The 13,297-nt window shown below is 51.0% G+C and carries 14 protein-coding genes and 1 tRNA gene; 1 reads left to right on the plus strand and 14 read right to left on the minus strand.

Annotated features, from left to right (window positions below; translation table 11 throughout):
• Positions 1 to 35: 35 nt before the first annotated feature.
• Complete coding sequence (locus O6P33_RS11800) at positions 36 to 854, minus strand: M48 family metallopeptidase (protein ID WP_269817972.1); 819 nt, start codon at positions 852 to 854, stop codon at positions 36 to 38.
• A 292-nt stretch (positions 855 to 1,146) separates the two neighbouring features.
• Between O6P33_RS11800 and O6P33_RS11805 the strand changes: the two genes are divergently transcribed.
• Positions 1,147 to 3,282: a methyl-accepting chemotaxis protein gene (locus O6P33_RS11805; RefSeq protein WP_269817973.1), complete on the plus strand. Its 2,136-nt coding sequence runs from the start codon at positions 1,147 to 1,149 to the stop codon at positions 3,280 to 3,282.
• A 202-nt stretch (positions 3,283 to 3,484) separates the two neighbouring features.
• On the opposite strand, the gene O6P33_RS11810 is transcribed toward O6P33_RS11805, so the two are convergent.
• From O6P33_RS11810 to ruvA, 13 genes are all read right to left on the minus strand, one after another.
• The gene (locus O6P33_RS11810) at positions 3,485 to 3,661 is read right to left on the minus strand and encodes a hypothetical protein (RefSeq protein WP_269817974.1); all 177 of its coding nucleotides are present in this window, start codon (positions 3,659 to 3,661) and stop codon (positions 3,485 to 3,487) included.
• 34 nt (positions 3,662 to 3,695) lie between these two features.
• Positions 3,696 to 4,754, minus strand: coding sequence for a quinolinate synthase NadA (gene nadA, locus O6P33_RS11815; RefSeq protein WP_269817975.1), 1,059 nt, complete (start codon positions 4,752 to 4,754; stop codon positions 3,696 to 3,698).
• Between the two features lie 110 nt (positions 4,755 to 4,864).
• Positions 4,865 to 4,939 (minus strand) — tRNA-Lys (locus O6P33_RS11820).
• 59 nt (positions 4,940 to 4,998) lie between these two features.
• Positions 4,999 to 5,688 carry a 7-cyano-7-deazaguanine synthase QueC gene (gene queC, locus O6P33_RS11825; RefSeq protein ID WP_269817976.1) on the minus strand — a complete coding sequence of 230 codons (690 nt, stop codon included), beginning with the start codon at positions 5,686 to 5,688 and terminating at the stop codon, positions 4,999 to 5,001.
• A 264-nt stretch (positions 5,689 to 5,952) separates the two neighbouring features.
• On the minus strand, positions 5,953 to 6,735 hold the full coding sequence (ybgF, locus tag O6P33_RS11830) for a tol-pal system protein YbgF (protein WP_269817977.1): 783 nt from the start codon (positions 6,733 to 6,735) through the stop codon (positions 5,953 to 5,955).
• 6 nt (positions 6,736 to 6,741) lie between these two features.
• Positions 6,742 to 7,251, minus strand: a complete 510-nt coding sequence (gene pal, locus O6P33_RS11835) for a peptidoglycan-associated lipoprotein Pal (protein ID WP_269817978.1) — start codon at positions 7,249 to 7,251, stop codon at positions 6,742 to 6,744.
• A gap of 51 nt (positions 7,252 to 7,302) precedes the next feature.
• Positions 7,303 to 8,550: a Tol-Pal system beta propeller repeat protein TolB gene (gene tolB, locus O6P33_RS11840; protein ID WP_269819525.1), complete on the minus strand. Its 1,248-nt coding sequence runs from the start codon at positions 8,548 to 8,550 to the stop codon at positions 7,303 to 7,305.
• A 47-nt stretch (positions 8,551 to 8,597) separates the two neighbouring features.
• Positions 8,598 to 9,680: a cell envelope integrity protein TolA gene (tolA, locus tag O6P33_RS11845; protein WP_269817979.1), complete on the minus strand. Its 1,083-nt coding sequence runs from the start codon at positions 9,678 to 9,680 to the stop codon at positions 8,598 to 8,600.
• Positions 9,680 to 10,138 (minus strand): protein TolR, encoded by a 459-nt coding sequence (tolR, locus tag O6P33_RS11850; RefSeq protein ID WP_269817980.1) that lies wholly within the window; start codon positions 10,136 to 10,138, stop codon positions 9,680 to 9,682. The genes tolA and tolR overlap by 1 nt, the downstream gene beginning before the upstream one ends.
• Before the next feature lie 8 nt (positions 10,139 to 10,146).
• Positions 10,147 to 10,842: a protein TolQ gene (gene tolQ / locus O6P33_RS11855; RefSeq protein WP_269817981.1), complete on the minus strand. Its 696-nt coding sequence runs from the start codon at positions 10,840 to 10,842 to the stop codon at positions 10,147 to 10,149.
• Between the two features lie 2 nt (positions 10,843 to 10,844).
• Entirely contained in the window at positions 10,845 to 11,285 is a 441-nt protein-coding gene (ybgC, locus tag O6P33_RS11860) for a tol-pal system-associated acyl-CoA thioesterase (RefSeq protein ID WP_269817982.1), read from the minus strand.
• A gap of 49 nt (positions 11,286 to 11,334) precedes the next feature.
• The gene (gene ruvB / locus O6P33_RS11865; RefSeq protein WP_269817983.1) at positions 11,335 to 12,384 is read right to left on the minus strand and encodes a Holliday junction branch migration DNA helicase RuvB; all 1,050 of its coding nucleotides are present in this window, start codon (positions 12,382 to 12,384) and stop codon (positions 11,335 to 11,337) included.
• Positions 12,385 to 12,416: 32 nt separating this feature from the next.
• Positions 12,417 to 13,031 carry a Holliday junction branch migration protein RuvA gene (gene ruvA, locus O6P33_RS11870; RefSeq protein WP_269817984.1) on the minus strand — a complete coding sequence of 205 codons (615 nt, stop codon included), beginning with the start codon at positions 13,029 to 13,031 and terminating at the stop codon, positions 12,417 to 12,419.
• Positions 13,032 to 13,297 lie beyond the last annotated feature (266 nt).

Genomic DNA, 13,297 nt, shown 5'->3' on the forward strand with positions numbered 1-13,297 from the left:
CGCTACGCCCGCGATGCTCTACGCCAGAGTTTTTATTAGCGCTTACGTGCTTGCTCGTACAAAGGCATTACTTTAGGAATATTGGCTTCCAAGGTGGCAATGCGCGTCGAGGACGAAGGGTGAGTACTCATAAACTCAGCAGGTGCACCTTGACTGACTTGCTCCATCTTGCGCCACAGGCTGACCGCACCATTGGGGTTGTAGCCCGCCCGCGCTGCCAGCTCAATGCCTAATAAATCTGCTTCAGTTTCGGCGCTGCGGCTGTTGGGTAAAGTCATACCGTATTGCACGGCGGTATCAGCCAAACCAATTGTCTCCTGACTCACGCCCAAAACAGCGCCCAAGCCCAGCTTAGCCATTTCAATACCATAGGCCTTGGACATGGCTTCGCGGCTGTGCTCGCGCAGCGCGTGGGCGATCTCGTGACCCATCACTGCTGCAATCTCATCATCGGTGAGCTTGAGCTTAGTAATAATGCCGCTGTAGAAAATAATTTTACCGCCCGGGCCGCAATTGGCATTCAGCTCTGGGCTATCAATCAAGCTCACTTGCCAATCCCACTGCCGCGCATCGGGGCGAAAATAGCCGGCCTGACTAATCAAGCGCTGGCCAATCACCTGCAAGCGCTTGGCATTATTACTGCGGGTATCCAACTTACCTTTAGCTTGCGCCTGCTGCAGTGTTTCTTGATACATCTGCGCATAGCTTTGATTGACTTCATCGGTGCTGAGCATACTGAACATATACTGCTTACGATCCACCCCCACCGCGCTGGAACCTGTGGTATTGATGGCCTGACAGCCCGTTAATAGCAGCGCACCGGCAAGCGCTAAACCTTTGTGTAAAGTCGTCAAATTTCACCTCATCCTCAATGTAATTTAGCACGTCCATCGCCATACCGATGGTTGCAATAAACTGGAGTCTATTACAGTTTTATCCGCTGGCTTGTATTTTGTCGCTCTGCCGATGAAAAGCAAGATGCTTTAGCCTATTGCGCCGAATAAAATCGCACAAAAAAAGCTTTACGCCCTGCGCTCATGCAATGACTGAGCCCTGCCGATAAGCTAATACTTGCCAGCAAAAAGCCAGCTGCTACTATTTGCACCAGCTTAACCGCGCCTTTGATCAACCTTGGATGAACACCGCATGACGTTTAAATCCCTCTCTGTTTCTATTTCTGTTTTAGCCGGCAGCTGCGTCCTCGCTGTGGTCGTGGCGCTATCAAGCTACGCACTGTATTCCGGCAAGCAAACTCAAGCCAGTAGTGAGCAACGTATACAAAGCTTATTTGCCCAGTCCACTGAGCAACATATCTCTGCCATTGCTCAGCAATACGGCGAACAGATCAAAGGCCAACTGCAGCGCCCTATCGCCATTGCCGAAGATTTAGCGCGTGTAAATGCGTTACTGGGCATGCAAAACAGCCTCGGTAACCCGCAACTGCTGATTACCCGCCCAGAAATAAACCACCTGCTAAAAGCCACCCTTGAGCAAAACCCAGACCTACTCAATGCCTATATTGCTTGGGAGCCTGACGCCCTGGATGCCAGCGATGATCTGTATGCTGGCATGCCTGAGTTGGGCAGTGATGAGGACGGCCGTTTTGTGCCTTGGTGGTATCGCGACACCAACGGCGCGCCTAAAGTAGAGCTGCTGCCCGATCCAAATAGCCAATCCCTGCTGAGCAATGGTGTGCGTGCCGGTGAGTATTACCTCTGCGTGCAGGAGACCAAGCGCAGCTGTGTAATTGATCCTGCGGCCTATGCAATGAATGGCCAAACTGTGCTGATGTCATCTTTTAGCGCGCCCATTTTAGTGGACGGCGACTTTATGGGTATTGCCGGCGTTGACTTAAGCCTAGAGTTTATTCAAACCTTGCTCAGCCAAGCGCAGCAGCAATTGTACGGTGGCGCGGCAGAGTTGGCGCTCATTGCCAGTAACGGCAGTTTGGTGGCTTCAACCAGTCACCCCAATGAACTGGGCCGCAGTGCCAGCTCTTTGTTGAGCAGCCAAGAACTGACCGCTCTGAAGAATCTCAGTAGCGCAGCACAGTACAGTGAAGACGCCAGTTCGGGACTGATCAAAGTATTTTTACCCCTGCAACTGGCTGATTCAGCCACCCAGTGGACGCTCTACCTGCAACTGCCCAGCGCTTTAGTCCAGGCAGACTTACAGGCATTTAGCGCGGCAACAGCTGAGCAACAAAATCACAATGTGCTGGTACTTACCGGTATCGGTGTTTTGGTAGCCTTACTGGGATTATTGGCTATTGTGCTGATGGCCCGCGGTATTGCGCGGCCCTTGGCACAAATGGCGGATACTCTTAACGACATTGCCCAAGGCGAAGGTGACCTGACCCGCCGCTTAAGCAGTAACCGTCAAGATGAGCTGGGGCAAATTGCCCGAGGTTTTAATACGTTTCTCGACAAGCTGCAAAGCATGATGGGGCAAGTGGTGAGCTCGGTGCAAAGGGTCAGTGACGCTTCGGAAAACACCGCAGATATTGCTATCCAAACCAGTCAAGGTGTGCGCAAGCAGCTGACGGAAATGGATCTGGTGGCCACAGCGGTGCATGAGATGAGCAGTACCGCGCAAGAAGTTGCCAGCAATGCCAATCAAGCCGCTGAGGCGACGCATAATGCTGATATGGCGGCCCAAAACGGTAAAACTACGATTATGACCACGGTCAGCACTATTAATCATTTAGCCGATGAGATTCTCCGCGCAGTTGCTACGGTGCAACATCTTGAGCAAGAGGGCGAGCAGATTAATAGTGTTTTGGTGAGTATTCGGAGTATTGCTGAGCAGACCAATCTGTTGGCGCTGAATGCGGCGATTGAGGCGGCGCGCGCCGGTGAACAGGGCCGTGGTTTTGCCGTGGTGGCGGATGAGGTGCGTAATTTGGCGTTGAAGACGCAGCAAGCTACAGAGGAAATTCAGGAGATGATTGAGCAGTTGCAAGGCGGTACCCATGCTGCGGTGCAGGTGATGGAGTCTAGTCAGCAACATACTCTTGATTGTGTCGCCCATGTGCAAAGTGCGGCCGGTGCCTTAGATGAGATTACGCAAGCGGTGTCGGTGATTCATCAAATGAATATTCAGATTGCTAGTGCAGCTGAGGAGCAAAGCTCGGTTGCTGAGGATATTAATCGCAATGTCAGTACTATTGGCAGTGTGGCGGATGATGTGGCCCAAGGCGCTGAACGTACTTCTAGCGCCAGCACTGAACTCACGCAGCTTGCCGAGCAACAACGCCGGTTAATTAATCAGTTTAAGATTTAGCTGTTTAGTATATTGCTGGGCAGACAACTGTGCAGGCCGTACTTCAGATCAGCAGCCACCACAATGGTTAAGCAGTGCCGCGGCGAGTGCAGCCAGGGATGGCGTAACGCCCGAATTGAGTCAGGATGACTCATTGAGGGAAAGCAGCATTAGCGCGATACGCCAGCCACTTTCTTCCCTAGAGCTTTGAAACCGTAACGAGCTACTGTACAGGCCGCACTTCAGGGTCGGTGTTCATGCGTTGATGAACCCGTCCGGGGTTCAACGCCGGCGCTGCGCCATCCACACCAACCCCGAAGCACTCACTGACCACTTGCAGTGCCAGCACTAATGCGCAGGGTTCATGAGCAGCATTAGCGCGGTACGCAAACGCATACACCTCACCGATGCTGCCCTAAAGACACGCTAACGTATTAAGCGTTGCCCGTCAGCTTGATCTGCGCATCACGAGTAAAGTCGAGCATACGCTGCAAAGGACGTACAGCCTTAGGAATCAAAGCTGGATCAACAGTGATTTCATTGTCACCATTTTGCAAGCTTAGCAACATCGCCTCCAGCGTATTCATCGCCATCCACGGGCAATTAGCACAGCTACGGCAAGCCGCACCCTCACCGGCAGTGGGCGCTTCAATAAAAGTCTTATGCGGACTTAACTGTTGCATCTTATAAAAAATGCCACGATCCGTTGCCACAATAAATGTTTCATTAGACAACTCTTGAGTCGCCTTAATCAGCTGCGTAGTCGAACCAATCACATCGGCCAACTCCAGCACCGCCGTAGGCGATTCAGGGTGTGCCAGCACCGCAGCATCTGGATACACAGCCTTCATTGCCGCCAACTGCGTCGCCTTAAACTCCTCATGGACAATACAAGCGCCTTCCCAAAGCAACATATCTGCTCCAGTCTCACGCTGAATGTAGCGACCTAAATGCTCATCCGGCGCCCAAAGAATTTTCTCACCGTTATCCATCAAAGTTTCAACGATATCCAGCGCACAGCTCGACGTCACCACCCAATCTGCACGGGCTTTAACCGCCGCAGAGGTATTGGCGTACACCACCACAGTACGATCAGGATGCTGATCACAAAACTCCGAGAACTCTTTAACCGGACAACCTAAATCCAACGAACAAGTAGCCTCTAACGTTGGCATCAAAATACGTTTTTCTGGGTTGAGAATTTTTGCCGTCTCCCCCATAAAACGCACCCCAGCCACAACTAAAGTTTGCGCACTGTGCTCACTGCCGAAACGCGCCATTTCTAGCGAGTCAGCCACACAGCCGCCACTTTTCTCAGCTAATTCTTGAATAATAGGATCGCAATAGTAATGCGCCACTAAAACCGCATTCTGGGCTTTAAGCTCAGCAATAATACGTTCAGAATAATGCGCTTCTTGCTCAGGCGTCAGGGTTTCAACCTGTTTCGCTGCCAAGTGTGCTTGAACTAAAATACGTTCAGAAATTTGCGTCATTGATGCCAGTCCTCACAGCGCACGCGGGCGCAATGTTAACAAGTGTATTGCTTAATGATTTAAACCAATACAACACAATGATGACAGTAAATTGATGCGAAGAGCGAAGTTGGTGGGTCGTGCGGGATTCGAACCTGCGACCAATTGGTTAAAAGCCAACTGCTCTACCACTGAGCTAACGACCCGGATGGGGTGCGCATAATACGGCTTTTTCAGCCCAGAGCAAGCATAAACTTAATTATTGTCAAAAGTATCGTGTTGGATCGTTAATATCTGCGTTTAAAAAACCCTGTTTTCGCAATGTACAGCTGTCACAGACTCCACATGCCCGCCCCTGATTATCAGCCTGATAACAAGAAACGGTGAGCGCATAGTCTACCCCTAGCTGCGTGCCAAGCCGAATGATAGCAGCCTTACTCATACTTTGCAGGGGCGCTTGAATACGAAAGGCTCGCCCCTCAACCCCCTCACGGGTGGCCAAGTTAGCTACTTTTTCAAATGCCTGAATAAAGGCCATCCGACAATCTGGATAACCGGAGTAATCAACATCATTGACTCCGATAAAAATATCATAGGCCTTAAGCACCTCCGCCCAACCCAAGGCTAACGACAAAAATACCGTATTACGGGCTGGTACATAGGTCAGCGGAATATCCTCGGCAGCCGTCTTGTCTGCGCCACTCTCGGGAATAGCCAAACTGCTATCGGTTAAGGCTGAACCACCCATGCCATCCAAATCAATGCCGATTACCTTGTGCTCAACCGCACCCAGCGCCGCAGAGATACGCCGTGATGCCGCTAACTCACTGCGGTGGCGCTGACCATAATCAAAACTCATGGTGTAGCACTCATAGCCCTCAGCACGCGCTGCAGCCAATACCGTGGCCGAGTCTAAACCACCGGATAATAAAATTACCGCTCGCTTTGTCAGCACAGTCTGCTCCTAAAAATCATCTAAACGCGCAGCAAAATACCGTTCACTGCCAACTTGAGCAAGGTAAATCGAGTCGTGCGCATTAAGGGCGAGAAAATAACACAGCGGCGCAGGAAAGTATCCTCAAGCGCAGCCAGTCACAGATAAAGTGTTTAAGACGGTAGCAATAACTGCACTGACTGCCAGCACCGAGGCCGGCACAAGTCAACTCAAACTGTGCAGCAGCGCCCCACATTAAGCGCGGGCGCACTGCCGAACACTGTATTACAGTTTACCGATATCCCGCTGCGCCAATTGCGCCGCAGAACTATTGGGGTATTGCGCAACCACTTGCTGCAAAATACCACGGGCCTTATCGGTATTGCCTAAGCGACGCTCGACATCAGCCAGCTTATATAACGCATCAGGTACTTTATTGTGATCAGCATAGTTGTGCGTGACCAGCGCAAAAGATTTACCTGCAGCTTGCAAGTCACCTTGCACCAAGTGCACTTCGCCCAACCAATACTGCGCATTACCGGCGTATTGACTGTTGGGATATTTGCGCAAAAAAGCGGTAAAAGCCTGCTGCGCTTTATCAAAGTCACGGGCTTTAATCAGGTCAAAAGACGCATCATAAAACAGCTTTTCTTTTTCAGGATCGGCCTCAGCGGCCGCCGCTTGCGGAGCTGCTTGAGAAGCATCGCCTGCGGGTTGCTCAGACGCCGTGGATGCACTGGGCGCTGCTGCGCTGCCAGAAGCATTTAAGCGACTGTCTAATGTTTGGTAACGCTCAAGATTTTCTTGGCGTAATTGTCGCAGCTCATGTTGCTGCTCTTCAAGCAGGCCGCGCAGGGTGGCAATTTCTTGCTGCATCTGCTGCAACTGCATGAACAATTGACCTTGAGCTGAAAGCGGTGCCGCAGCACCACCTCCAGTCACGGCTCCGTTCATGCCCTGACCTGTGCCAGCGTCATACGCTGAGCGATCAGTGATCGGGATCGCAGCAACTGCCAAAGTTGGCAGGCTGAGGGCCAAAGCTATCAGGGTTGGACGGATAATTTTCATTACTGATTACTTACGTAGTTCAACGCGACGGTTTTGTGACCATGCACTTTCGTCATGACCAGTCACCATTGGACGCTCTTCACCGTAAGATACTGGCTCAAGCTGTGCAGGTGAAACACCTTGCAGAACTAAGTAGCGCTGTACTGCTTTAGCACGACGCTCACCCAATGCCATGTTGTATTCGCGAGTACCACGCTCATCGGCGTGACCTTCTAAGACAACACGTGCACCGTTACCTTGTAAATCACGGGCATGCACATCCAGCGCACGCATGGCTTCTGGCTTCAAGTCTGAACTGTCAAACTCAAAGTAGAAGGTTGTGATCGCACGCAGTGCTGCTTCTTCGTTACGGTTGCTGTCATAGCTACCGTCAACAGCACCAGTATCTGCGCCATAGCCAGCATTCGGATCAATTGCACCTTCACCGCTAGCGTCGCCGCCTTTAGATGAACAACCAACTGCTACAGCCAAAGCTAATGATAAAGCAGCAAGTTTACCGAATTTAAGCATTTGCATATTTTAAGCTCCAAAAAAACCACATTGTTAATTGAGTTGTGTAACCCATCATCAGTTTAGGTAAGGGGACCATGAAGGCTCTCTGACTTCGCCTTGTATGCTAGGTAGTGGGAGCCGCACCCGCCCATTGATAGATGCAAGCATCAGGACACCCTTGCCCTGGTGGTGGGTGGCATAGATTACCATTGTTCCATTAGGTGCAACAGTAGGCGACTCATCTAAACTTGAATCTGAGAGCACGCGTAACGTACCGCGCTCAAGATCTTGCGCTGCCACCTTGAAAACCGTGTAACCATCTTGACGATGAATCATCACTAAAGTCTTTTCATCGGCGGATAATTTCGGGTTGGCATTGTAGTTACCAATGAAAGTTACCCGCTCTGCTGCGCCACCATTGATATTCATCCGGTAAATTTGCGGCTTCCCCGAGCGGTCAGATGTGAAGTAAATCGTTTGGCCGTCTTTACCCCAAAAAGGTTCCGTATCAATGGCCGCATGATTGGTAATACGGCGTATTTGGCGTGATCCCATTTCCATCACATAGATTTCAGGGTTGCCATCGCGGGACAACACAAACGCCAAGCGCTTACCGTCCGGTGACCAAGCAGGTGCACCATTTAGACCTTCATAGTCGGTCACTTGCTCGCGGTGCCCGGTTTCAATGTTTTGCACAAAAATACGCGGACGCTTCTGCTCAAATGAGACATAGGCAATATGCTTACCGTCTGGGGCAAAAGACGGCGACAAAATCGGTTCGCGCGACTGCAACAAGGTTACCGCACGGGCACCATCATAGTCAGCGCGCTGCAAGGTGTAGCGCGTATTGGTTGGCGAAGAGCGCTCGGCAGTGACATACAACAAACGAGTAGAAAACGCGCCTTTAATACCGGTAAGTTTTTCATACGCCTGATCAGCAATATGGTGAGCCAAATCACGCAACTGCGCCACTGCGCCAGACACCTCACCACTGAGCATTACCTGCTCTGTGCTAACATTTAAAACAGCATATCTAACCTGCAGGTTCGAGCCATTGGCAGTAATATTGCCCACCAAGATATATTGCGCGCCAATCGCACTCCAGTCGCGAAAAATAACCTCATTGGCTTGCGCCGGCTGACTGATCATATTTTGCGGCGCAATAGGTTGAAACGAGCCGGAGTTACGCAAGTCATTGCCGATAATTTCCGCCAAATCTTCCGGCAAGGCATTACCGCCCTGCCAAGCAAAAGGCACCACTGCAATGGGAATAGCGCGGTCATTACCGCCTGAAATCAACAAAGGATCCGCCGCCTGCACCATTCCGACGCAGAGCAACACACTGAGTAACAACCAACGTTTTAATATATTCACAAACTCAAATCCTCTGGTTTAAATACCGCTTTACGGCTGCGGTATAAAGCATTAAACGTTTTACTGTCTAACTGTTGCATTTCACGGATGCGCCCCACGTTGCGTACTGCCGCCACCGCGGAGGCATCAAAGGCTGGGTCACCACTACTACCAATGACACTGGCATTGGTAATGGTTCCATCTGGGAGCATTTCAATCAAGACCGTCACCGCCATGCCATTGCGCGCGGAAGGCGGTCTCACCCACTGCTCACTGACCAAGCGAATAATCAGATCATCCAAGTTACCGGCGACTTGTGAGCCTTGGCTATCGGCTACCGTTTGCTGGTACTGGGTGTCGGCCGATAACAACTCCGCTAAAGCACCGGCTTTTTTATCTTCCATAGCCTTGCGTGCTGCTTCTTGGGCCTTGCGCTGATTGGCAGCCTCGTCGGCGGCACGTTTTTTCTTTTCCGCTTCGGCTTTTTGTTTGGCCGCAGCATCGGCAGCCGCTTTTTTCTTCGCCGCCTCAGCAGCCGCTTGCTTTTTCGCCTCTTCGGCGGCCTTTTTCTTGGCCTCTTCGGCGGCTTTTGCCTTTGCTGCTTCTGCCGCTTGCTGTTTAGCGGCAGCAGCAGCTTGCACTCGTGCGGCTTCAGCTTGCTGAAGTTTTTCCGCTGACTGTTTCGCCTGCTGTTCTTTTTTGGCTTGGGCTTGCTGTTGTGCCTCAGCTGCTTTTTGCGCCGCCGCAGCACGTGCTTGCGCAGCCCGCGCCTCGGCATCAGCCTTGGCTTGAGCAGCTTTAGCCGCAGCGGCGTTTAATCGTTCTTGCTCAACTTTTTTCTGCTCCAGCTGTTCAACCTCGTATTGTGGTGCGGAGGTTTTTGCGGCTTCACCGGCAATTTTCTGATTGGTTTGTGTGGTGGCCTGACTTTGTGATTGCAATTGATACAAGGTGGCCTTAATCACCGGCCGTGACGGCGGCAATTCTGGGGTGCGGGCAAAGCTGACAAACAGAAAAGCAAACAGCATGACATGCAAACCAACCGCCCAAACCACAGGCCAAAATAGCTTTTCCGATGGAGAACGCTCAGTCTGTCGCATTAAGGTGCCTCAGTAATTAAGCCAACATCACTGACGCCAGCTTGCTGCAAACCACCCATAGCGGCCATTACGCTGCCGTAATCCACAGTTTTATCAGCGCGCACATAGACCTGTACTTTTTTACCTTGCGCCGCATTCGCCGCCAAAATAGCGCGCGCGGCATTAATCATCTGCACCAGCTCAACGGCTTTATCTTGCACAGTGTCCACATCCACTTCAGTGCTGGTGTTCCAGTAAAAGCTTTTATCCGCTTTAATCGAAATGGTCAGCACAATGGCGTTGTTGTCTTGCGGCAAAACCTCGCTACTAACTTGCGGCAAATCCACTTTAACCCCTTGATTAAGCATCGGCGCGGTGACCATAAAGATCACCAGCAGCACCAGCATCACGTCGATATAAGGCACCACGTTCATTTCAGCAACGGGTTTACGACGGTTACGAATTCTTCCTCTATGCATGGTGCACCTTAATCCTCTTTAGAGTGGACTTTACGATGCAAAATGGCTTGAAACTCATCCGCAAAGGTGTAGTAACGGGCAATCAGGTTTTCACTGCGCGCAGCAAAACGGTTATAGGCAATCACCGCTGGAATCGCGGCAAACAAACCAATAGCAGTAGCAATCAATGCTTCGGCAATTCCCGGCGCCACAGTGGCCAAGGTAGCCTGCTGCACTTGGGCCAAGCCGCGGAAAGAGTTCATAATCCCCCACACCGTACCAAACAAACCAATATAGGGACTGGTAGAACCCACAGTGGCTAAAAAGGGAAGCGCTTGCTCAAGCTTTTCTTCTTCATGGGAAATCGCCACGCGCATCGAACGGGCCACACCATCCATCACCGACGCCGGATTGGCATGTTGCTGCTGATTTAAGCGGGAGAACTCTTTAAAACCGGCGCGGAAAATTTGCTCAACCCCAGAATCAGGATCCGGGTTGCTGCACACTTCACGGTACAACTTGGATAAATCGACCCCGGACCAAAAGCGGTCTTCAAAGATATTTAAACTGTTACGGGCGGCACGCAATAATTGGCTGCGCTGAAAAATCAGCACCCAAGAGGCAATTGAAGCGCCCACTAAAATCAACATGACAAGTTGCACCACCAAGCTGGCGTTGCTGATTAGGTTCCACATTGACATTTGATCTACGGCATTCGCTTCCACGCTTATTCTCCTGCAAAGTCTTGCACATCGGCATTAAACGCCGCATATAACAGTTCGGGAATGGCCCGAGGTTTTAAGGTATCGGCACGCACACAAGCCACGGTGAAATGCCCTTCACAAAGCAACAAATCATCGCTAACTCGGCGTACTTGCTGATAAAATTTTAAACTGGCACGTTTTAGAGCATCCACTTTTACACTCACCATCAGCTCATCGTCTAAATGAGCAGGGGCGCGATAGCGTGCTTGGGCGGAGTGCACAACAAAGAGTAGATTATCGCTGGCCATCTGCGCTTGAGAAAAGCCTAGATGGCGCAAACGTTCAGTGCGCGCACGTTCCATGAATTTTAGGTAATTCACGTAATAGACAATGCCGCCTGCATCCGTATCTTCGTAATACACTCGACACGGAAAGGTAAACTCTGTTGCTGTTGTTGCGCGCATACTTTAATGCCACCTCATGCAATTGCCAATCAAAAACGCAGGTATATTTTCACTCACTCTCGCTGTACTTTTGCAGCAGTGCTGGATCTTGCAAACGCTCGGGTAGATTCAAACCAAAATGCAGATACGCATGGCGGGTAACCACCCGTCCGCGCGGGGTGCGCATAATAAAGCCCTGCTGAATCAAGTACGGTTCTAGGACATCTTCAATGGTATGTCGTTCCTCACTGATTGCCGCGGCCAAACTGTCAATGCCCACTGGGCCGCCATCGAACTTCTCAATCATGGCCAATAATAAGCGCCGATCCTGATGATCAAAACCATGTTCGTCCACATCCAGCAGATTTAATGCTTGATTGGCAATGGCTTGGGTAATCTGTCCGTTACCGCGCACCTGAGCAAAATCGCGCACACGGCGCAGTAAACGGTTGGCAATGCGTGGCGTACCACGGGCGCGACGGGCAATTTCATAAGCCCCCTCATGCTCAATGGGCATATTTAAAATACCACCGGAGCGCGCCACAATAGTGGTCAGGTCAGTATCATTGTAAAACTCTAAGCGCTGCACAATGCCAAAACGGTCCCGCAATGGGTTGGTCAGCATACCTGCCCTGGTGGTTGCGCCCACTAAAGTAAAGGGCGGTAAATCCAGCTTAATCGAACGCGCTGCCGGCCCCTCACCGATCATAATATCCAGCTGAAAGTCTTCCATGGCTGGGTATAAGATTTCTTCAACAATGGGCGGCAAGCGGTGGATTTCATCAATAAACAATACATCGCCGCTGTCTAAGTTAGTCAGCAAGGCAGCTAAATCACCGGGACGCTCAAGCACAGGGCCCGAGGTACTTTTTAAAGACACATTCATTTCTTGCGCGATGATATTGGCTAAAGTGGTTTTACCCAGCCCCGGCGGACCAAAGATTAAGGTGTGGTCCAGCGCCTCATCACGGTTTTTCGCCGCCTCCATAAACAAAGCCATTTGCTCGCGCACGCTGGGCTGGCCAATATAGTCGGCCAAGCACAATGGGCGGATGGCACGGTCGATATGCTCTTCGCGCTCGCGGGGTGTCGCATCAATCAGGCGATCAGCTTCAATCATAAACTGCAATTATCCCAAATAAAGTGGCGCACTTACGCCATGCCTTTTAATGCGCGACGAATTAAGTCTTCGCTACTTAACCCCTCGGCAAACACGCTACTGACCGCACGACTGGCTTGCGCAGGCTTAAAGCCTAAACCAATCAAGGCACTCACCGCATCACTTTCGGCACTCTGCGCGCTTGTGACTGCAGAAAGCTCGGCAGGTTCCATACTGGTTTGCCCAGCCAGCGGTGTACTTTCCCAATTCTTAAAGCGGTCTTTAAGCTCAACCAGTAGGCGATCAGCTGTTTTTTTACCCACGCCAGGGACTTTCATTAAACGGCTGGTGTCTTCCGCATTCACACACTGAATCAGCTCATCCACGCTCAAGCCCGACATCAGCGCCAGCGCCAGCTTGGGGCCCACACCATTTAAACGAATTAACTCACGAAACAAAGCGCGATCACGCTTGCTATAAAACCCATATAAAAGCTGCGCATCTTCACGCACCACTAAATGGCAGTGTAAAATTAACGGCTCACCCACAGCCGGCAGTTGAAATAAAGTGGTCATTGGCACTTCTAACTCATAGCCAACACCATTTACATCCAGCAACACATGGGGCGGTTGCTTCTCCAGCAAAGTGCCACGCAGATATCCAATCACAGTTTTTCCTTTTCGATAAAAAGCGTGCATGAAAGGCCAGCAGCCTATCAACAACAGCTGGCATTATATACAGTCAACGCGCAACAATACCAGATTAAACCAATCCGCCAGGCTGGCTAGGTAAGCAATAGAGCAGCCAACCCTGCACTGCGCCGCAGCAAGCAACGGGCGTAATACACTGGGGTAACAAGCAGACACTGCGGCAAAATAAAACGCCCCGCGGTTTAAGGCGAGGCGTGGTGTGGTTTGTATTGGCAGTGACAGCA

The sequence above is a fragment of the Denitrificimonas caeni genome, assembly GCF_027498055.1.
Taxonomy (GTDB): domain Bacteria; phylum Pseudomonadota; class Gammaproteobacteria; order Pseudomonadales; family Pseudomonadaceae; genus Denitrificimonas.